Annotated in this window: 17 protein-coding genes; 6 read left to right on the top strand and 11 right to left on the bottom strand. The window is 38.0% G+C overall.

All coding sequences use genetic code 11. From position 1 onward, the window contains the following. The first annotated feature begins 154 nt into the window (after positions 1–154). Together ACTJJ9_RS22385 and ACTJJ9_RS22380 are read left to right on the top strand one after the other, a co-directional pair. Positions 155–1,687: an FAD-dependent oxidoreductase gene (locus tag ACTJJ9_RS22385; RefSeq protein ID WP_145583709.1), complete on the top strand. Its 1,533-nt coding sequence runs from the start codon at positions 155–157 to the stop codon at positions 1,685–1,687. 151 nt (positions 1,688–1,838) lie between these two features. Beyond that, positions 1,839–1,982 (top strand): hypothetical protein, encoded by a 144-nt coding sequence (locus ACTJJ9_RS22380; protein ID WP_174879575.1) that lies wholly within the window; start codon positions 1,839–1,841, stop codon positions 1,980–1,982. Between the two features lie 56 nt (positions 1,983–2,038). Here ACTJJ9_RS22380 and cobA read toward each other — a convergent pair whose 3' ends face one another. The 5 genes from cobA to nirB (ACTJJ9_RS22355) form a co-directional block, all read right to left on the bottom strand. Next, a complete protein-coding gene (cobA, locus tag ACTJJ9_RS22375; RefSeq protein ID WP_145583711.1) occupies positions 2,039–3,511 on the bottom strand; it encodes a uroporphyrinogen-III C-methyltransferase in 1,473 nt (490 codons plus the stop codon). Between the two features lie 239 nt (positions 3,512–3,750). Next, entirely contained in the window at positions 3,751–4,074 is a 324-nt protein-coding gene (nirD, locus tag ACTJJ9_RS22370; protein WP_145583713.1) for a nitrite reductase small subunit NirD, read from the bottom strand. Positions 4,075–4,294: 220 nt separating this feature from the next. Then, positions 4,295–6,712, bottom strand: a complete 2,418-nt coding sequence (gene nirB / locus ACTJJ9_RS22365) for a nitrite reductase large subunit NirB (RefSeq protein WP_145583715.1) — start codon at positions 6,710–6,712, stop codon at positions 4,295–4,297. Between the two features lie 292 nt (positions 6,713–7,004). Next, positions 7,005–9,137, bottom strand: a complete 2,133-nt coding sequence (gene nasC / locus ACTJJ9_RS22360) for an assimilatory nitrate reductase catalytic subunit NasC (RefSeq protein WP_145583717.1) — start codon at positions 9,135–9,137, stop codon at positions 7,005–7,007. A gap of 32 nt (positions 9,138–9,169) precedes the next feature. Then, a complete protein-coding gene (gene nirB, locus ACTJJ9_RS22355; RefSeq protein WP_145583719.1) occupies positions 9,170–11,506 on the bottom strand; it encodes a nitrite reductase large subunit NirB in 2,337 nt (778 codons plus the stop codon). A gap of 290 nt (positions 11,507–11,796) precedes the next feature. Here nirB (ACTJJ9_RS22355) and ACTJJ9_RS22350 point away from each other — a divergent pair, with 290 nt between their 5' ends. The 4 genes from ACTJJ9_RS22350 to ACTJJ9_RS22335 all read left to right on the top strand — a co-directional run bounded on the left by ACTJJ9_RS22350 (position 11,797) and on the right by ACTJJ9_RS22335 (position 15,113). Next, positions 11,797–13,002, top strand: coding sequence for a nitrate/nitrite transporter (locus ACTJJ9_RS22350; protein WP_095300307.1), 1,206 nt, complete (start codon positions 11,797–11,799; stop codon positions 13,000–13,002). A 179-nt stretch (positions 13,003–13,181) separates the two neighbouring features. Further along, a complete protein-coding gene (locus tag ACTJJ9_RS22345) occupies positions 13,182–13,343 on the top strand; it encodes a Fur-regulated basic protein FbpA (RefSeq protein ID WP_145583721.1) in 162 nt (53 codons plus the stop codon). 132 nt (positions 13,344–13,475) lie between these two features. Further along, positions 13,476–13,910 carry a MarR family winged helix-turn-helix transcriptional regulator gene (locus ACTJJ9_RS22340; RefSeq protein WP_095300310.1) on the top strand — a complete coding sequence of 145 codons (435 nt, stop codon included), beginning with the start codon at positions 13,476–13,478 and terminating at the stop codon, positions 13,908–13,910. After that, the gene (locus ACTJJ9_RS22335; RefSeq protein ID WP_145583723.1) at positions 13,911–15,113 is read left to right on the top strand and encodes an MFS transporter; all 1,203 of its coding nucleotides are present in this window, start codon (positions 13,911–13,913) and stop codon (positions 15,111–15,113) included. It abuts the gene before it with no gap. A gap of 165 nt (positions 15,114–15,278) precedes the next feature. Here the strand turns inward: ACTJJ9_RS22335 and ACTJJ9_RS22330 are convergent, their stop codons facing one another. From ACTJJ9_RS22330 to ACTJJ9_RS22305, 6 genes are all read right to left on the bottom strand, one after another. Next, a complete protein-coding gene (locus ACTJJ9_RS22330) occupies positions 15,279–16,991 on the bottom strand; it encodes a methyl-accepting chemotaxis protein (RefSeq protein WP_145583725.1) in 1,713 nt (570 codons plus the stop codon). Between the two features lie 220 nt (positions 16,992–17,211). Next, entirely contained in the window at positions 17,212–18,195 is a 984-nt protein-coding gene (locus tag ACTJJ9_RS22325; RefSeq protein ID WP_145583727.1) for an aldo/keto reductase, read from the bottom strand. Positions 18,196–18,437: 242 nt separating this feature from the next. Further along, positions 18,438–19,283, bottom strand: a complete 846-nt coding sequence (locus ACTJJ9_RS22320) for a DUF4097 family beta strand repeat-containing protein (RefSeq protein WP_095300317.1) — start codon at positions 19,281–19,283, stop codon at positions 18,438–18,440. Next, positions 19,280–19,837, bottom strand: coding sequence for a DUF1700 domain-containing protein (locus ACTJJ9_RS22315; protein ID WP_095300319.1), 558 nt, complete (start codon positions 19,835–19,837; stop codon positions 19,280–19,282). The genes ACTJJ9_RS22320 and ACTJJ9_RS22315 overlap by 4 nt, the downstream gene beginning before the upstream one ends. Then, positions 19,830–20,156: a PadR family transcriptional regulator gene (locus tag ACTJJ9_RS22310; RefSeq protein ID WP_095300321.1), complete on the bottom strand. Its 327-nt coding sequence runs from the start codon at positions 20,154–20,156 to the stop codon at positions 19,830–19,832. Before ACTJJ9_RS22310 ends, ACTJJ9_RS22315 begins: the two co-directional genes overlap by 8 nt. A 409-nt stretch (positions 20,157–20,565) precedes the next feature. Then, the gene (locus ACTJJ9_RS22305) at positions 20,566–21,372 is read right to left on the bottom strand and encodes a uroporphyrinogen-III synthase (protein WP_095300323.1); all 807 of its coding nucleotides are present in this window, start codon (positions 21,370–21,372) and stop codon (positions 20,566–20,568) included. Between the last annotated feature and the right edge of the window lie 470 nt (positions 21,373–21,842).

The raw sequence follows: 21,842 nt of genomic DNA, 5'->3' as shown, positions 1-21,842 counted from the left end.
GTCGCCGTAAGACTTTAATATATAGAAGAAAAAATTACGCTGAACAATACATGTTTTTTACACAATAGGTAAAAATTATCTTAAATGGCTTCACGGTTTCATTATTGATTTTTTCATGCTAACGGAAGCGTGTTCGTGGAAAGGGAGGATACAAATGACTAATCAGGCGCAAATGCCGTTTGAACCATCATCATATTGGAGAAGCACAACAAGCTTTGAAGGTTATCCAGAGCTATCAGAGGATATAGACGTTGATGTCGCAATTGTTGGAGGCGGTATTACAGGAATCACTACTGCCTATTTGCTAGTGAAGAACGGATTAAAGGTTGCAATTCTTGAAGCAAGCAAATTATTTAATGGAACAACTGGCCACACGACGGCAAAGGTCACCGCTCAGCATGGACTTATCTATGATGAGTTTATTCAACATATCGGTATCGAAAAAACACAGAAATATTATGAGGCAAACCAAAACGCACTTGAATTTGTTCGAAAAACAGTAAAAGAGCTTGGGATTGAATGTGATTTAACAACAGAGGATGCCATTATTTATGCTGTCAGTGATCAATATTTGCAGAAGATCGAAAAGGAATATGATGCATATCAAAAGCTAGGGATCAGAAGTCAATTTACCGATAAAATCGCCTTGCCGATTGATGTTAAGGGCGCCATAAAGATGAAGGAGCAAGGGCAATTCCACCCGCTTTCTTATTTAAAAGTCCTAGTACAGGAAATAACAAACGCTGGTGGCGAAATCTATGAGAATACAACGGCAGTTGATATCGATACATCAGCGACAAAGCCTGCTGTCATCACACGTAATGGCAATCGAGTAACTTGTCGTTATGCTATCTCATGCTCCCATTTCCCTTTTTATGATGGTCGAGGATTTTATTTTACAAGATTACATGCAGAACGTTCCTATGTCCTAGGGATAAAATCAAAAACCGAGTTTCCAGGTGGGATGTACTATAGTGCTGATTCACCTACTCGTTCGATTCGATATACACCTATGAATGGAGAAAAATTGCTGTTAGTTAGTGGAGATGGTCATAAAACAGGACAAGGCACTTCAACTTATAAGCATTACAAAGCATTAGAGGATTTTGCCGAACAAGTAGTTGGAATTGAGGAAATTAAGTATCGTTGGTCTGCACAAGATCTTTATACATTAGATAACGTTCCTTATGTCGGACAAATTACAGAAAATCATCCAAACGTTCTTGTTGCAACTGGGTATCGTAAATGGGGGATGTCAAACGGAACGGCTGCCGCACATATTTTATGTGACATTGTTCTTGAAAAGGAAAATCCTTATAAGGAGCTTTACGATCCTTCTCGCTTTTATGCAGATCCAAGCATTAAAACCTTTCTTATGCAAAATCTAGATGTAGCTGGGCATTTAATTGCAGGTAAATTTGATACAGCTGAAAAATTTATTGAAGATGTTGGAAAAGATGAAGGGGCAATTGTTGTTGTTGAAGGTAGACGGGCAGGTTGCTACAGGAATACGGAGGGAGATATTTCCCTTGTTGATACGACGTGCACACATATGGGCTGTGAGGTTGAATGGAATAGCGGTGATCGCACATGGGATTGCCCATGCCACGGTTCAAGATATTCTATCGCAGGAGAAGTAATCGAAGGACCGGCTAAAAAACCTTTAACTAAACTTGAACTACCGTAAGACAGCATAGTTTAAAGTCATCTTTCCTTTAGGTCTGACAAAGGTCGGACCTTTTAAATTTTTAACAATAAATAACACTTATTTATCCAACATGTTAAAACCTATTATGGATAAACTATTTGTTAAGAAACGAAACAAGGAGATGATGGTAATGAAAATGAACGACGGTAAAGGCAAACCGAATCCTAAAGGGAAAATTTACAAACGAAAATCTGAAGCACTTTCTGAGTTCAACCTAAAAAACCAAGAGCAGCCTGTTCCTCAACCAAAGGACTATGAAGAAATTGAATATTGATATCATGTTTTAGTAGAAGGGCTGAATCAATCTCCTTGTATTTGATTCAGCCTTAATTATAGACTCGTTGTTGCAATTGCCGTTGCACCGTTATGCGGATATGTTACTTCGAAGTAATCCAATATTTTTGCTTTCAATCCATAATTTTTAGCTGCTTCCTTCGCTTCATTTGTTACACAAAGAAGTTCAACATGTTCATCCTCTAAGAGATTGCTAAGTCCACATTTTTCAGCTTCCTTCATAAAGAGTTGAACAGCATCCTTAGATGAAAACAGGATGGAAGTAATCGAAGCATCTTCAATAGCTCTTTTTATGACAGGGATATATCTTTCATCGATAATGGATTGATACACATCAGCATAATCATACTCACCATATTTATACTCAAGCATCCATAATGGATCGGCTTTTTCCTTTGAACCTACAAGCAACAGCTTCCCTTCCTTTGTCATCTCGTTCTCCATTTTTGCAAATAGCCCTCTTTCTTCTAAAACTTGAATCGTAGCAATATCCTTACAATAGAGGCTTGCGCGAATTTCACGAATATCAATTTGATGCTTTCTTAATAAGGAGAAAAAATATGATACAGAAGCTGTTGTTGTAAACAAAATTCGTTTATAGTTTTCGAGATTATTCATTATCTTCACTTCAAGATAACGTTCAGATGTTTTCCATTTAGGAAATTCAATGACATCTGCTCCCTGTGCTTCAATGTTATTCGCTAATCCAGCTTCATCCACACACCCACTTACAGACAGGATTTGCTTGCCAAATAGCGGCTTTTTCTCAAACCATTTCAGCTTTTCTCTTGATGCAACGATATCCCCAACAAGTGTAATAGCTGGATTGATAATGTTTGCACTTCTCACCTTTTCCGATATTGTCGACAAGGTTCCAACAACACTTTCCTGTCTACTCCATGTGCCCCAACGAATGATGATAACAGGTGTATCTGCTGACTTTCCATGCTTGATAAGATTTTCGCAAATATGCTCAAGATTTGAAATGCCCATATAAAAGGCAATCGTTTGAACCCCTCTTGCAAGGCCTTCCCAATCAATATCAGGCTTGCCGTTTTTCGATTTATCATGTGCTGTTACCATCGCAAAGGATCCGGCATAATCACGATGTGTGACAGGAATTCCTGCATATAACGGTGCCGCTATACCCGATGTGATTCCTGGAACTATTTCATAGGGTATATGGGCATTTGCTAAAGCCTCTGCCTCTTCACCTACCCTACCAAATATACTTGGATCACCACCTTTTAAACGAACAACTGTTAAACCTTCCAGTGCTTTATCGACTAAAACATGATTAATTTCCTCTTGTCTCATAAAATGTCTTGTTGGTAATTTACCACAATAAATTAGTTCACAATTTGCCGGAGCAAAATGCAGCAGCTTTGGATTCACTAAACGGTCATAAAGAATAACATCCGCTCGCTTTAACGCCTCCATACCTTTAACAGTAATCAATTCACTGTCCCCAGGCCCAGCACCAACTAAATATACTTTGCCTTTCCCCATTTCCCATTACCTCCTGTAGTTATAAAGTAAAACGTCATGCTTGCAAGGTGAACTAATAGGGATCCCCTGAGCAATAATCCCACCTAACCCACTTCGGTTTCGAGATAGGCTTTTGCCCGTTATCGCTAATAAAGAGAGAGGGCCAACCCTTGCCAACACAATTTCGCCACACCGAGCTAAATTGTGGGGAGAGGTCAGACCCAATCAAGTTACATGCTCTGTTACTTTTTGATTCTTTTCTATACTAAAAGATAAACATCATCATCTTCAATTAACGTTGCATATGTTTTTACACAGCCAAAATCTGGTTCTTGAACCTTCCCATCCTCAAGGCATATTTTCCAGTCATGCATCGGGCAGAAAACATGCTCACCACTAACAATCCCTTCACTTAATACGCCACCTTTATGAGGACATTTGTTTTCTACAGCCTTCACTTTCCCATTCGAAAGTTTAAAAACAGCCACTTCCTTATCCGCTTCAAGTTGAACCGTCTTCCCTACACGTTCAGGTAATTCGGATAAAGCTCCCACATATATTTTCGATTTTGTTAACTCTTTCATATCACGTATTCCTCCTAGACTATTAAATAAAACTGCAATCGTCAATGCCCTCTTTCACTTTTCAGGATTTAGCAGTAGTAAATCTAGAGCTAGATATTAAACTAAAGGCTAATTTGAATGTTAAGAATCGGAAGTGTCTCACCTTTTTAAAATAAAGGTGAGACACAGTAATCAAAGCTCGCACCCATTAACCTAAGATTCTGAAAATTATCCTCCTAGGTTATTGCGACATCCCAACCGTTTGGAATAGTTGTTTTGTTGTTTTTTCATTTTCAATAATCTCTTTCCAAGGATCCTTATAAACAGATAAAGCTTCATCCATACGTTCGTTCAATTCTTTTCGCATGTTTTTATCGTCTAGTACAGATTGGACATGCGCTAAGCCAACTCGTTCAATCCATGCAGATGTACGTTCTAAATAATTTGCTGTTTCACGATAATATTGCAAGTATGCACCTGTAATCTCCATAGCCTCTTCATCTGTTTTCACTTTATATAGAAGGTCTCCACTACGGACATGGGTACCGCCATTTCCACCAACATAAATTTCCCAGCCACCGTCGATGCCGATAAAGCCAATATCTTTAAAGCCTGATTCAGCACAGCTTCTCGGACAAGCAGATACAGCCATCTTCACTTTATGCGGTGTTTGTAATCCTTCAAATTTCTTTTCAAGTTCAATTCCTAATCCGATTGAATCTTGCGTACCGAAGCGGCAAAATTGTTCACCGACACAAGTTTTTACTGTTCGAAGTGATTTTCCATAAGCAAAACCTGAAGGCATATCGAGGTCCTCCCATACCTTTGGCAGATCATCCTTCTTCACACCAAGTAAATCAATACGTTGACCACCTGTCACCTTCACTAATGGAATATCATACTTCTCAACAACGTCTGCAATCCGACGTAAATCCTTAGCATTTGTTACACCGCCATACATTCTCGGTACAACTGAATACGTTCCGTCCTTTTGTATATTTGCATGCATTCTTTCATTGACAAAACGAGATTCCCTTTCATCCTCATATTCTTTCGGATGAATCATTCCTAGATAGTAGTTTAAAGCAGGGCGACATTTTGAACAGCCTTCTTCTGTTTCCCAGCCGAGTACATTCATAACCTCTCTTACATGTGTTAACCCTTTTTCTTTAATACCTTCGACAATTTCATCTCTTGATAATGATGTACAACCACAAATAGCCTCTTTTTGTGCAGATGCGTCAAACTCAGATCCAAGTGTTAGCTGAAGAACATCTGCCACTAACGGCTTACAACCACCACACGAACGTGATGCACTCGTACACGCTTTTATCTCATCAACAGATGTACAGCCCTTTTCTTGAATTGCTTGGACAATGGCACCCTTTGAAACACCGTTACAGCCACAAATAATTTCATCCGCACTCATTGCTGCAACTAAACTAGTACCAGCTTCTTCGCCAATTGGCTGTAATATTGTAATTTTCTCTGTATCAGAGATGTCTGCTCCCTTTTTAATCATCGAGAATAGGCGATTTCCCTCTTTGCTATCTCCGAATAAAACCGCTCCGACGATTTTATTTCGATTTAAGACGATTTTCTTATATACTCCATCTTGCTCGTCAAAGATTTTTAACGCCTTTTTATCCTCACCCTCAATAAAGTCACCTGCTGAGAATACTTCAACACCAGAAACCTTTAATTGAGTAGATAAGACTGAGCCTTTGTATGGAGCTGTTTCTTTTCCACAAATATGATGAGCAAGCACCTTTGCTTGTTCATATAATGGCGCAACTAATCCGTATGGAATCCCATTATGCTCTGCACATTCACCAACTGAATACACATGTGGCACATTTGTTTGCAAATAGTCATTTACAACAATTCCTCTGTTAACGGTTAAGCCACTTTCCTTTGCTAGCTCGACGTTCGGCTTGATCCCAACAGCCATGACAACTAAATCTGCTTCAAGCTGTGATCCATCTTGAAACTTTAAGCCTTCTACGCGTTCCTCTCCGTAAATTTCTTGAGTGCTTGCTTCTAATAAAAACTTCATTCCTTGCTTTTCTAATTCCCTTTGCAAAAGCTTCCCTGCTGTTTCATCTAATTGGCGCTCCATTAACGTTGGGGCAATGTGGATAACTGTTACATCCATTCCTAAGTTCAATAATCCACGAGCTGCTTCTAATCCAAGTAGCCCCCCGCCGATAACGGCTGCCTTTTTATATTTTTTCGAAGCCTCTAGCATGATATCTGTATCCTTAATATCACGGAAGGCTGTTACTCCTTCTTTATCAGCTCCTGGAAGTGGTAAAATAAATGGTACTGAGCCCGTTGCAACGATGACTTCATCGTAAGGTACGATTCTTCCTTTATCAGATACGATAACTTTTTTCTCTGTTTGGATTTTGGTCACTGTCTCTCCTGTATAAAGGGTAATGTCATTTTCCTCATACCAATCCCAATCATTTAAGGTAATATCACTCACATTTGTATCACCTTGTAATACCTTCGATAAAAGGATTCTATTGTAATTAGGATGTGGCTCACTGCCAAAGATTGTAATATCAAATATATCTTTTGAAATTTTTAGTATTTCTTCGATTGCTCGAACCCCGGCCATTCCATTCCCAATAAGAACTAGCTTCTTTTTTTCCACCTGTAGTTCCTCCCCTAGAAAGTTTCCTTTACTATAACACGGTAAATTGCAATATTTTACTTACATGTTACATTTTCTAACATGGTTTATTTCATTCGGAGATGAATCTCATATTTCTTATTTTGAGACATACAAGCCCTATTTACCTCGAAAGCAAATAAAGAGAGTGACACAAAAAGGACTGCCCCCTCCAACAAACACTCGTACATAGTAAACTAACCTTACCATTAGCCTATATATTGTGTTTGAGGGGTCTAAAACCTTTGTTTTTGAGCCACCCTCTCTACATACATTAATTTGGAACAACCTTTACTGCACTCACTTTAAATCCCGGCATTTTGCAGAAAGGATCTAAATCCTCGCCAACTAACATGTTTACATTTTGGCTATCTGCCCAATGGAATGGAACAAAGACTGTATCCTGTCTAATTTTATCTGACCATTTACTTCTAACTACGATACTTCCCCGCTTAGAAGTTACTGTAACAAGACGATTATTTTCAATTTGATATTTTCTTGCTGTTTCTGGATGAATTTCTAAATACGATTCAAAATTTCTTGCCGCTAAAGCAGCACTTTTTCTCGTTTGGACTCCTGTTAAATAATGTGACACCACTCTGCCAGTCGTTAAATAGAGGGGGTATTCCTCCGATGGCTTTTCCTTCGGGATTTGGGAACTATTACTTACTACAACCATCTTTGCCTTTCCGTCTGGATGTGCAAAGGAATGCTCGAATAATCGAGCTGTTCCACCATGGGTTTCATCTGGACATGGCCATAAGATGCCCTTTTCCTTTCGAATGCGGTCATACGTAATCCCATAATAATCAGCAATCCCTCCCTTACTAGCGATACGCAACTCATTAAAGATATCCTCTGCCTTTTTGTAAGGAAAATACTGTCCTTTCCCTAATACCTTCGCAATCTCGCAAATAATTTCCCAATCATGCTTTACTTCTCCTGGACATGGTCGACTTGCCTCTCTAAGAATGACTCTCCCTTCGAGATTCGTCATTGTTCCTTCGTCCTCTAAATAAGAGGAGGTCGGCAAAATAAGGTCTGCATATTCGGCTGTTTCCGATACGAATAAGTCGATAGCGACTAAAAATTTTAACTTTTTTAACGCCGATTTTACAAAATTGGCATTTGGATTTGAAACAACAGGGTTTGAGCACATCAGGAGCATTCCTGTAATTTCTCCATCATCAATTTTCTTAAACATTTCAAATGCCGAAACACCCTTACGTGGTATATTCTCTTTGTTGATCCCCCAAACAGATGCTATATATTCTCTATGCTCCTCATTTTCGATTGAACGATATCCTGGTAGTTGATCAGCCTTTTGTCCATGTTCACGTGCTCCCTGACCATTGCCTTGACCAGTAATCGCCCCATATCCACATGAAGGCTTACCAATTTTCCCTGTTGCAATTAACACATTAAGTAAATTCCTTACAGCTGCTGTCCCATCAATTTGCTGTTCGACGCCTCTAGCCGTAAATAGCATTCCTGTTTCCTCACTTGCAAACTTTATCGCTGCCGTTTCAATTTGCTCCTTTGGAACACCTGTTAATTCTGCAATTTCATCTAATGATTGAGAAAGCACATATTCCTTTACTTCAGCAAAGCCTGTAGCACGATCACGAATGAATTGTTCATCAGTTAAATTTTCTTCGATGATAACCTTTAATAATCCATTTGCTAAGGCAGCGTCCATCCCTGGCTTAACTTTTAAATGTAAGTCAGCGATTTGTGTTGTTGCTGTCTCCCGTGGATCAATCGCGATAATATAAGCACCGTTCTCTTTTGCTTTTTCAAAATATGGCATAATTGTAGGTTGGCATTCTGCTATATTTGTTCCAGCTAATATAATGACTCGTGTTGTTGGAACCTCAGTTAATGCATTTGTTATTCCACGATCCATCCCGAACGTCTGGTTCGCTGCAGTTGCTGCCGCTGACATGCACAAGCGCCCATTGTAATCGATGTAGCGAGTCGTAAGTGCCACTCTAGCAAACTTCCCTAGTAAATAAGCTTCTTCATTTGTAATAGAAGCACTCCCGTAAACTGCAAGTGCATTTGTACCATCTGCTGCCTGAATATCAGTGAACTTTTCCTTAATCACAGCTAATGCCTCCTGCCATGAGATCCGAATAAATTCACCGTTTACTTTAAGCAATGGATATTTAATCCGATCCTGGTGAAGTGCATGCTGATGGGCATTCATTCCTTTAATGCAGATTCTTCCCTCCGATGTAGGATTATCTACTCCTATTGTTGTATACTTCTTTCTTGAAACGATTGATTGCTCAATTAATTGCATTTTACATTGCATGCTGCAGAACGGGCATTGTGTATCATAAACCTTTTCTGATTGGACCTCTTGTTGCTTCGTTCGAAAGTATTTTAATAATAGTTCTGTCAAAACGCATCATCCCTATTCTCTTAATCTCTTAATTATTTCGTCACATATTCTAAACTCACGGCTCTATCCTCTTCCAACCGCTCAACTAATTGCCTACATAACGACGTTTCGAATAAGACCTCTCGGATATGAATCATCCCAACCCTTTTAATCCATTCATAAATTGGCTCCTGATAATTCCCGGTTTCTCGATAATATTGAACAAATCCGCTTAAGAACAGCTTTACTTCATGGAGATTTTTTGTAACTGTCAATAGTTCCCCTTGTTGAATATGTTGCCCCGTACTTCCGCCAACATAAATTTCCCATCCTCCATTGTTGCCAATGATGCTAATATCCTTTATCATTAAGTCCTTTTCCTGGTGCTTACAGGCGGAAAATCCAATAATGACACGATGTGGCGTTAATATTTGGCCGACTTCCTTTTCAATTTCAATTGCCAATTGCTTTGATTTTTCATTGCTACATTGGCAAAGCTTTTCTCCAAAAAATGTATTAACGTAACGAATGGTATTATCCAAAGCTGGGATTGAGGGGATCTTCAATTCTGTACATACAGCATGAATGACTTCCTTTTGAATCCCCTTTAATTGAAATCGTTGCTCTGCTGTTAATCCCACCTCAAGTATTTGGTACTTTTTCATTACATTTGTTATCATTTGTAATTCATTTACATTTGTCATGCCCCCATACATTTGTAGGACAAGTGAATAAGTACCATCTTCCTCGAGCTGAGCATTTACAATATCCTTTTTAATCGACCTGTCATGCCCTGGGTATATCATTGCCAAATAATAACGAATTGCAGAAATACAGGTGCTACAGCCATTTTCAGATTTCCAATTCAACTCAGTAAATACATCTTCTAATGAAGATAATTGTTTTTGCTGAATCTGGTAAACAACTTCATCCTCCGTCAATTCCGTACATTTGCACAATGTGTTTTGCTCAATTGTTTCATCGCATTCATCACTGTTAATATAGGTGAGCAAACCTGCCACCATTGACTTACAGCCTCCACACGAGCCGGATGCCTTCGTACATTGCTTTATTTCGTCAACAGTCGTTAATCCCTTTTGAAGTACAGCCTCCATAATGGTTCCCTTTGATACAGCATTACAATTACATATCATTTCACTTTGCGGCATTTGCTTAAATAACGTTGGCCCACGTTCATTTATTTGAAGCAATTGACGTTTCTCATCATCATTTACATGTTTTCTTTTGACAATCAGATCAAGCAGCTTAGACCCAGAAGCTGTTTCTCCAAAAAGGACCGCGCCCACGATAATATCTCCTTGAAAAACAATTTTTTTATAAATGCCTTCTAATTGATTCTCTAATTTCACCATTTTTGATGTTTCATTCTCAGTGAAATCTCCAACAGAAAAGAGATCAACACCTGGCACCTTTAAGCTCGTTGATAAAATCGATCCTTGATACCCTTGTTCTTCAATTCCACAAAGATGGTTCGCTAACGCTTGGCCTTGCTCATACAACGGCTTCACTAACCCATAAACAATGCCATTATGCTGGGCACATTCACCCAACGCATATATATCAGATGTTCTTGTTGCCATATAATCATTAACAATAATTCCATGACTTGTCTCAATACCACTGCATTTCGCTAGGCCTATATTAGGTTTCACCCCAACAGCCATAACGACTAAATCCGCCTCAATTTCTGTTCCATCCGTAAACTCAAGTTTTTCAACTCTTTCTTCCCCTGCTATTTTTTCCGTTACTTTGCCTAAATAGAATTCAATTCCTTGCTGTTCTAGGACTGTTTGCAGCATTTTTGATGAGGTTGGATCAAGCTGTCGTTGCATCAAGTAATCCATATTGTGAACGACTTTCACTTTCAAGCCTAGATTCACGAGACCCCTTGCTGCCTCTAACCCTAACACTCCCCCTCCAATCACGGCTGCTTGCTTATGACCTTTAGACAATTCGATGATTTTTTTACAATCCTCAATTGTACGAAAGGTGACAACTCCTTCCTTTTCAACACCAGGGATGGGTAGAACAAACGGTTCCGATCCTGTTGCAATGATTAATTTATCGTAGGCAATCACTCGATTAAGATTGGTGGTAATTTGCTTATTTTGCGAATCAATCTTTATTGCCGTTTCTCCAGTGTAGAGGTCGATCCCATTCTCCTCGTACCATTCACGTTTATTTATAGTAATTTCATTAAATGACGCTTCCCCTTGTAAAACAGAAGATAATAAAATCCGATTATAATTAGGATGTGGTTCACTTCCAATAATAGAAATCGAAAATAGCTCAGAGTTACGCTTTAAGATTTCTTCAACACAGCGAACTCCTGCCATACCATTTCCGACCACGACTAGTCTCTGCCTCATCTTAACCCTCCAACATTCATAATCTGTCTTCTTCATTTTAGTTTCATTATTTCATAATTTTCCTTATCAAAGAGTTTTGTTGTCATATTTTCTAACGTAAAACCTTCATTAACTACTAATATTTACCATATCACGAAAAACAAAAGCATATTTTACAATATTCCCTGTCATATTTCCTGACAGATAACTTTGCGTTCTAAATGGAGCAATTTATAATGACAACATATTAGCGACAGAGATAGGAAAATACAAAGAGCATTGAAAAGATGAGATGAGAGGAGAAAATAAATATGAAATTTTCTGATTTAAAGACAAGTGGTCATCCGAAAACATTGTTTTCAGCTTTTCTATATTTCGATGTAAGCTTCATGATTTGGGTTATTCTAGGTGCACTTGGTGTATTCATTACCGAGGAATTTGGACTATCCCCTTCACAAAAAGGACTTATTGTTGCCATTCCGATACTTGCAGGTTCTTTCTTTAGAATCGTTCTAGGAATTTTAACTGACCGAATTGGTCCGAAGAAAACTGCCACAATCGGCATGAGCATTACGGTTATTCCATTACTCTGGGGACTATTAGCTGGAAATACACTTCCCGAGCTTTATATGATTGGGATTTTATTAGGTGTTGCAGGTGCCAGCTTTGCCGTTGCCTTACCAATGGCAAGCAGATGGTACCCACCTCATCTACAAGGATTAGCAATGGGGATTGCTGGAGCAGGAAATAGCGGAACATTACTTGCAACATTATTCGGTCCACGTTTAGCAGAGCAGTTCGGCTGGCATATGACCATGGGTATTGCACTTATCCCTTTACTAATTACCTTTGGACTTTTTCTCCTTTTAGCAAAGGATGCACCGACACAACCTGCACCACAGCCATTAGCTAATTACTTTAAAGTTTTTGCATTTCGGGATACTTGGTTCTTCTGCTTGCTCTACAGTGTTACATTCGGAGGATTTGTCGGGCTATCAAGCTTCCTAAGTATGTTCTTTGTCGATCAATATCAACTGTCTAGCGTTCAGGCTGGTGATTTCGTTACAATTTGTGTTTTTGCGGGAAGCTTTTTCAGACCGGTCGGAGGTTATATCTCTGATCGAATTGGCGGGGTAAAAGTACTTGCTATTCTATTTATCGGAGTCGCTGCTTGTATGATTGGCGTTAGTCAGTTGCCACCACTAATTGCTATTACTGCACTTTTATTTGTCGGTATGATGTGTCTCGGAATGGGAAATGGCGCAGTTTTCCAATTAGTTCCACAACGTTTCCAAAAAGAAATTGGGATGGTAACAGGTATTGTAGGGGCTGCAGGCGGTATCGGTGGATTCTTCCTGCCAAATATCTTAGGTACACTAAAGGAAATGACAGGTTCGTATGCATCAGGATTCATTACGTTTTCGATCGTTGCCTTTGCTGCATTTATCATCTTATTAATCGCAAACTATTCTTGGAAGAAATCTTGGAATTTAAAGCAGGATACCGTGAAAATTTAACACTTTCCTGATACAGGTAAGACTTTTCTCATCATGTGATATAGGAAAGAAGAATGAATTAAGCCTTGGTGAATATGACCAAGGCTTCTTTATTAATTGGAATAGTTTACAAGTTTTCATTTATCAGTTATAATCCTAATTGATAATGATTATCATTTTCTTTTAGAGGCGGTGATCGAATGTCTACTCAATTACGTAAGCTTGTTGAGCTTAGAAAAACACAACTAATTAATAAATTATTGCAAGCGGGTATTTATAAAAGCTCTGAAAAACAGCTTTATGAGTTGTCCGTTAGCGAGCTGGAGAAAGAATGCCAAGTGATCAATCATGCAAACAAATAATTGCTAATATTATATAACATTGAGCTGACAATATCGTCAGCTTTCTTTTTTAAGAACAGCTTTGCTTTACAAATAAAAATTATCTGGTATCATAAAATAGTTACCTAGGTAAATAAATTGAGGTGTAAAACTATGGAAAATACAAACCAATTGTTTCACTTCCTTTATAAAAAGACTAGAGCGATGACTAAGGTGCTAAATGAACATTTACAGCAATTTGGATTGTATAGCTCACAATGGTCAATACTCTACTGTATTAAGAATAATGGTCCTATGACACAGAGTGAAATATGGCGTTATCTTGTTGTCGAGGCCCCGACCGTTACACGAACTCTGGCAAAGCTTGAAGAAAGCGGCTGGATTAAACGGACACAAGGAAGTGATAAACGGGAGCGTCTTGTTTCTCTTACTGAAAAGGCGATCGAACAGCTTCCATTAGTAGAAAAAGAAGTAAAAAGATTTGAGCAAACTATGACTCAACATTTAACAAAGGATGAGCTTACGATTTTTTATTCCTTTTTAAACAAACTTGGCCCAATTACAACTGAGAAGGAGGAATCTATCTAAATGGGAAATGAAACAAAACAACCAATTTGGACGAAAAACTTTATAAGTATTTTTCTAAGCAACTTTTTTATCTTTACGGCGTTTTATGGCCTGCTTACCTCATTGCCTATCTATGTTGTCGATGAGCTACATCGTTCAGAGGTTGATGCAGGTTTAATCGTAACCATTTTCCTTTTATCAGCAATCGTCGTTAGGCCATTTTCTGGTAAGCTTTTAGATGATTACGGTAAAAAGCGAATGCTCATGGTAAGTCTAATACTCTTTACAATATGCTCGTTTTTATACTTATGGGTTCAGCAATATCCATTATTATTAGCACTCCGCTTTTTCCAAGGGATATGGTTTAGTATTGCAACAACCGCAACAGGAGCTATAGCAGCTGATCTTGTTCCACACAAAAGACGTGGAGAAGGTCTTGGATATTTTGTTATGTCCACAAATCTAGCTGTCGTATTCGGGCCTTTAGTTTCTCTTTCACTCATTCAAGCTACATCTTTCACGGTATTATTCCTTATATTAGCAATCTTAATTACTGCTGGTGTTATCTTTACAGCCACAAGCAAGTTCAATATTGAACAGCCTGAACAAAACCGAGTGAAAAAACGACTTCAACTTTCAGATTTAATTGATAAAAGAGCATTTCCGGTTGCATTTATTGGGAGTTTAGTAGCCTTTGTTTACTCAAGTGTTCTTTCGTTTCTTTCTATCTATGCAAAGGAACTAAATTTATTAGATGCTGCTAGCTTTTTCTTTGTTGTCTTTGCCGTTGTTATGCTTATCGCTCGTCCGTTTAGTGGAAAATTATTTGATAAAAAGGGGCCTCATATTGTCATGTATCCGGCATTTGCCCTGTTTTTAATTGGTATGATCATACTAAGCATGGCAAATTCCACATTTACACTCCTATTATCAGGTGCATTTATTGGATTGGGCTATGGTACGGTCGTTCCATCTTTACAAACCCTTGCTATTCAATCAACAGACAGAAATCGAAGCGGTCATGCTACCGCAACCTTCTTTACTCTATTTGATACTGGAATAGCTATTGGCTCTTACCTATTAGGACTTGTTGCAGCAGAGCTTGGCTACGGTCATCTTTATTTTTATGCTGCCATCTTTATGGTTGTCGTCATTGTGATGTACAAATTCGTTCTCCATCGAAAATCGTCTCCAGCTATTCAGGAGTTAAAAGAATCAAACTAAGTATTAAGCATCCTTCTCATTTTTGCAAAAGAGAGTGTGCTTTAATCTGCAAATTATAAAGGGTCAGTCCCTCACTCTAATTGTGGGGACTGACCCTTTCTGTTTTAACCATTGTGCTCTTCAATTCATTCGTTTTTATTTATAAACTGTAAAGAAAAGAACAGACTAGATTTTAAATTGTTTAATAACAATTTGTAGATCGTCAGCTAATCTGGCAAGTGACTGTGAGGAAGAGGAGATTTCTTCCATTGATGCTAGCTGTTCTTCTGTCGCTGCAGAAATATTTTGCGTGATCATGGCTGATTCTTTAGCCACATCACTAACATTTTGAATTGATTCATTAACGATATCTGTTCCATTTGCTAGTTTTTTTAGCGATTCTGAAATATCTTCAATCTGTGAAACTACTCCATTAACCGCTAGTTCAATTTTTTGGAAGGAATCTCCTGCTACATGAACAACATTAAGTCCGGAATATACCTCTTCAGCTGCCTTTTTCATTGTTTGTATTGTCTTATCTGTATCGCTTTGGATTAGCTGAATTAGCTGGGCTATTTTTTCTGTAGAACTAGTTGATTCTTCTGCAAGCTTTCTTACTTCATCCGCAACAACCGCGAACCCTTTTCCATGTTCACCAGCTCTTGCAGCTTCAATAGCAGCATTTAATGCCAATAAATTCGTTTGTGCAGATATTCCTGTTATGACATTTGTAATTTGTCCTATTTCATTAGAACGATCATTCAACCCTTTAATCGCTTCAGAAAGACTATTTACATTCTCGTAAATTGAATTCATTTGTTCATTTACTTTTTTAATAGCCTGATTTCCCTCTAATGACATTTCAGAAGCGTGCAACACATCTTTCGTGATTTTTTCCGTATGGTCTGCAATGGTTTTTGTATGATTTGTTATTTCTGTAATCACTTTAGAGCTATCTGCGACTTTATCAACCTGTTTATCAGATCCTGATGCAAGCTCCTGTACTGTTAACGTAATATGCTCGCTCGCTTTACTGTTTTGCTCAGCACTAGCGCTCAATTGTTCAGAAGCTGATGCAACTTGCTGTGATGAATCCTGGACTGTTGTAAAAACAGATTGTAATGTATTCGTCATATTGTTAAAGGAGGTTGTAAGTTCACCAATTTCATCTTTAGACTGATAGCTACCTTTAACTGTAAAATCACCATTTTCTGCTTCAGTAAGCAAACCTTTAACTTCTTTAATTGGTCTAACGATCATCCGTGCAATTACTACGCTTAAAATAACTAATAATATAAGAGCTACAAGGATAATAACTGTTACAAAAATAACGATTTCTTTTTCACTTTCATGATTAAGAGTATTAATTGATTCAGCATTTGTAATGTTCGTTTTCTGTAGTTCCTTTAGCGTATCATTTAATGCCGCGCGATTTATCTCAACCTCTTGTAAGTAGATTGAATATGCCTCATCATTTTTATTTTCAACCGCGAGATTCATAACTTTATCTCGGCTACTGCTTAATGCTGCTGCCTGCTCCTTGTATTTTTCTACTAAATTTTGTTGTTCCTTTGTTAACTTAGTACCTTCAATTTCAGAAATTAACCCATCAATTTCTTCCCAGGCAGAGGCAATTTCATCAATTAATTCTTTATTTCTTTCGGGATCCTCTGTAACTAAGAGCTCTAGTGTATAGGCATCGCTCGCTCTAGCATTTACCCTAATTTGCATAATTTTGTTAAGCGGAAGCAAGTTTTCTTTATACATAATTTCTGATCCTTGGGCCATAACTTTAATATAGCTTACTCCTAGAATACCTACAGAACTAAGTCCCAAGGTGCTTACAATAATAATGATTAATAGCTTCCTTGTAATATTTAAGTTTTTTAGCAATTTCATGTCGATGTCTCCCCTAGGATAAAATAGTTAGCTACTGCATATATCGGCTATCGGAGACTATATATTAACTTGTAAAGATTGCTAATTAATGAGGAAGAAAAAGCGTTGTTACAGTCACCTTCGGTAGGCTTTAACTAGGTAAATAAAAAAACCCTTTTGTGTAACAGAGCTTACTGTTACACGAAAAGGGAATGAATCGATATTTTAACTGATTAACAACTTAATAAGCACCTCTAATATTTGGATGAATCTCCTGTTGGTAAAAATCTGCCAATCGCTTTCGTTCGTCCTTACTAAAGGCTGGAACCGCTGTTGCTTGTAAATTGTCCTCAACCTGTTTAACGGTTTTAAATCCAGGAATAACGGTAGTAATCTCTTCATGGTCGAGGATCCAGCGTAAGGCAGCTCTTGTCATATTTTCTCTGCCTTCAGCGATCCAGCTAAGCTGTTCACTTAGTTCAACACCTTTAGAAAATTCAATACCTGCAAAGGTTTCACCAACATTGAAATGCTCGCCATTTTGATTAAAGTTACGATGATCATCTGCTTCAAATGTTGCCTGCTTCGTAAATTTACCTGTCAATAGGCCACTTGCTAACGGTACACGAGCTAAAATGCCAACACCCTTCTCCTTTGCTTGTGGAAGTAATTCAGTAATAGCCTTTTGACGGAAAATATTAAAAATCACTTGCAATGCCTTTACATTCGGCTGTTCTATACAAAACAAGCCTTCATCAATCGTTTCGACACTTACCCCATAATGTCTAATTTTCCCCTGCTGTTGTAGCTTATCTAACACGGCAAACACTTGTCCAGATTGCAAAATTTCCATTGGCGGACAATGAATTTGATAAAGATCGATCGTTTCACGCTGTAATCTTTTTAAGCTTGCTTCACAATAAGCAGTTACCGCTTCCTCGGAGTATGTTTTCGGATCGTGAATATCTCCAGCACGGCAGAATTTCGTTGCAATATAAACCTTATCTTCTTTGCCTTTTGTTGCCTTTGCTAGTAGCTCCTCACTATGACCATCTCCATAGACATCCGCCGTATCAAAGAAGTTAACACCTGCATCCATGGCCTTTTCCAAGCCCTTTAATGCTTCTTGGTCATCGGATTTCCCCCATGATCCACCTATCGCCCATGTTCCAAAGCTTAGTTCACTAATTTTTAAATCCGTATTCCCCAATTGACGATATTTCATATTTCCCACATCCCTATTTATGTTATGAATTACATATGTACATGCTTATTATAGAGGATGTTAAGCGCTAACAAAAGAAATCCGCTCTATGTATTAAACATAAATTTATAAATAAAAAGATGGTGACTCAAAAGGCTCTGACCCCTCTAACAAACACTGGTATATAATAAAAACTATTACATATTGTGTTTGAGGAGTCTGAACCTTGGATTTTAAGCCACCTTCTCTTTCATCTAATCTTGTTATTGCTTTACAACTTCTATTTCGCCTACATCAGTTTTAGCCTTTATGATCGGACCACCCGCACCAATATTTGTAATCACACTATTAGATGAGCTATTTTGAAAGCCGTCAAAGCCTGCTACTGTTACGTCACCAATTTCACTATTTAAATCAAGGGAAAGGTTCTTTGCTTCACCCCGAACGACAACCTTAATATCCCCTACATCCGAATTTAATTCTATATCATCCGAAAGATTCATTAACTGAAGCTCAACCTCTCCAGTATCAGTTGTTGCTTCTACTTTCCCACTAATATTTTCTAAAGAGATATCCCCAATATCAGATGTAAACTGACCTTTTCCAGCGAAATTTTGAACATCGATTTCTCCGGTATCACTACGAGCTATTAAGGTTGATGGCTGTACATCTTCAATTGCTATGTTACCAATATCCGACTTTACATCCAATGTTTTTAAAAGTTTAGCTGGTATACTTATATCTAGCTTTCTTTCACTGTTAATTTCATCATAAATAAATGGTATTTGCACGAACCATTTATTTTTCTGGTCAACAGTAATTTCAACTTTAGATGCCTTTTCTTCTACTTCAAATTGAATTTGGTCCTTTAGCCTTTCTCCGACATCACCATAAAAGTGAATGTCGATCTCATCGGATTTACTTTCAGATATGTGTACATCAACAACGTCTCCGTTAATTTCGAGCTCTTTAATTTGATTTGCTTTTAACGTCTTTTTTTCATCTATTTCTACATAATGACTTTGTGAAAATACATTCCCCCCAACTGAGAACATGCCTACTATCCCGATAACGATTGCGAGCAAAGCACCTAATAGGATTTTTTTCATCTATTCGTTCCCCCCTTGATAATACGCACATTAAACTTAACATATTTTACCATAACCCTATATAGAAATTTACCAATGTAAATGGAAGCAATACTTAATAGAATACCAATGCCGCACAATGTTAAAGTAATAAAGAATTGTAAAAGTATACCTTCTGTACCATTAAATATGACTGAAACAATTAATAATAACGGCGAAAGAGTGAACGCAATTGCACTTGCAGCTAATGAAATATATACCCCGATAATTGCTACAATCGGTCCAAGTAAGAAAATGAGGTTAAAAAAGCTTAGACTAATTGTTGCAAAGATAGCACGTGAAATATTTGTAACGGATTGGTCACTCTCTGCTTGAGTTATCATATATTCTGCTAATAGCTCCTTTGCTATTACCTTCGGATTTCCTAAGTCTTCAGCTATTTCTTCCTCTGATTTTCCAGTTTCTAAGCCTAGTTGAAAATGTTCCTCGTAGTCATAGAGAATATCTTCACGATCACTTCGAGGTATTTTCTTTAACTGGTTAGAAAGCTCATTAAGAAAACTAACTTTATTCATTTCTTCCCAACTCCTCTCCAATTAATGTATCTACACTTCTGCGGAACTGCCGCCATTCAGTGACTAATTGTTCCATATAGTCTCTGCCCTTTTTAGTCAATGTGTAATATTTACGTGATGGTCCTTCGGTAGATTCAACTAAATAAGTAGTGAAATAATCTTCCTTCGTTAATCTTCTTAAGAGAGGATATAAAGTTCCTTCCGCTACATCAATATGCTTCGATATATTTTGAGCCAATTCATATCCATATTGATCCTTTTTAGATATTAAAACTAGAACACAAAGCTCAAGTACCCCTTTTTTAAATTGCACATTCATTTTGGTCATCTCCTATTATATGTTGTTCACTACTGTATATTGTTCACTAGCAGACCAAAAATAACAATTGCTTCCAACTAAGCTATATAATAACATCTACTAGTGAACATTGCAAGGTACTAATGATTATTTTCTAGCCAAATGAAAACATTGAGTTTTATTACTATAAATCAAAATAAAGGCGCTGGTAACCTTGTTTATTTCCTTTTGCAACGTTCGCTTTCCACGAGAGGTCCAGGTGCCTCCTTTAAGGTTAGCGCCTGTAGGCTCTCCCTTTTCACGCTTCTCTAGGAAGGAGTCTCATACACTCACCCCAATAAATCGGGCTATAGATAATCAACAATAAGCTTTAACATAGCCAAAATAAAAAAGGAGGTCATTATCTTTTAAATAATGACCTCCCTTTACCTTATTTCTCTTGAAAATAATGAACGAGAGCAATGATTGCACTTCCCATTCGCTCTTCTTCCGGGACAACGATACGTTCAATCCCAACCTCTCTCAAGGCTTGTGCAGTTACTTTACCAACTGAAACAGCAATCACGTTAGTTGAAAAGGCATGTAATACTTTTTCTTCTAAGCCTTGCTCCTTTGCGTAAGCCATTAAAAACCTCGCCTGTGGTGTACTTGTAAAATTAACAGCATCTACTTTTCCATTAACAATTTCATCAACCAATTGCTTCATAACCTCTTGATTTGGAGGAGTATGTCTGTAAGGTAAGATTTCCTTATATGAAGCTCCTTGTTCTTCAAGGAAGGCTAGTAAGGCAGGTGCCGGATCACCGTGTAATTGGAGTGCTACGTGACAACCAGATAATTGAACATTTTTCAATTGTCGGATAAGCCCTGCTGTACTCCCATCATCATCTCTCACATCAGGGACAATCCCCAATTTTTTTAACATATTTACCGTTTTATATCCTCTAGCCGCTACTTTTGCATTTTTCAGCGCATCTATAAATCTTTCACCAAGCCCCATATTTACAGCAGTTTGATATAGCTTATCTGTTCCTATTCCTGTCGTAAATATAAACCATTCAAACGAGCCTTCAACAAGCGCCTTGATTTCTCCCTCTACAATCGCTTCATCGAGAAATACAGTCCCTTGTGCTGGACGGACTAACGCTACTCCACCTAGGTTTTCAATTAGCTTGCTTAATTCCTCTGACTTACGTTGCCCACAGAGAGCGACCGTTTTGCCGTTTAATCGTTTCATATAGCGTACCCCTGTTATCAAATTATTGAAATTATTATACCATTAAACATAATAAACGTGGGGGAATGTTTTACGAGTTACATTCTGTTTTTCTCTATTTGCTTTGTTAAATTTTTGTTCAGACATATGCTTTCGCTTTCCGCAGGCGATCCGGGATTCTCCTCGTAACTGTGCACCTGTCGGGTTTCTCTTTACACACTTCTCTAAGCAGGAGTCTCCTGTAATCCGTTCCAATCAACCTTTATAAAATCCGCACAAAAAAACAACCTCTTAGCATAGAGTCTTTTCTTTTAATGGTTTTTGCAATGAGAAATGTACGGTTTTCATTAGGAGCATTTCCAACCTCATTTCAATCAAAACCACCAGTGAGAACTGGTGGTTTGCTCTGCGGCTAAAAGCCTCTCTTTCCGGCCTCGGCCTTAAAGGCCCACTGAATGGGTTTCCCTTTTGCACCACATTTACTCACTAAT

Source organism: Metabacillus sp. 22489 (genome assembly GCF_052044855.1).
In the GTDB taxonomy this organism is placed as follows: domain Bacteria; phylum Bacillota; class Bacilli; order Bacillales; family Bacillaceae; genus Metabacillus; species Metabacillus niabensis.
This window is presented reverse-complemented; position numbering and strand designations above follow the sequence as displayed.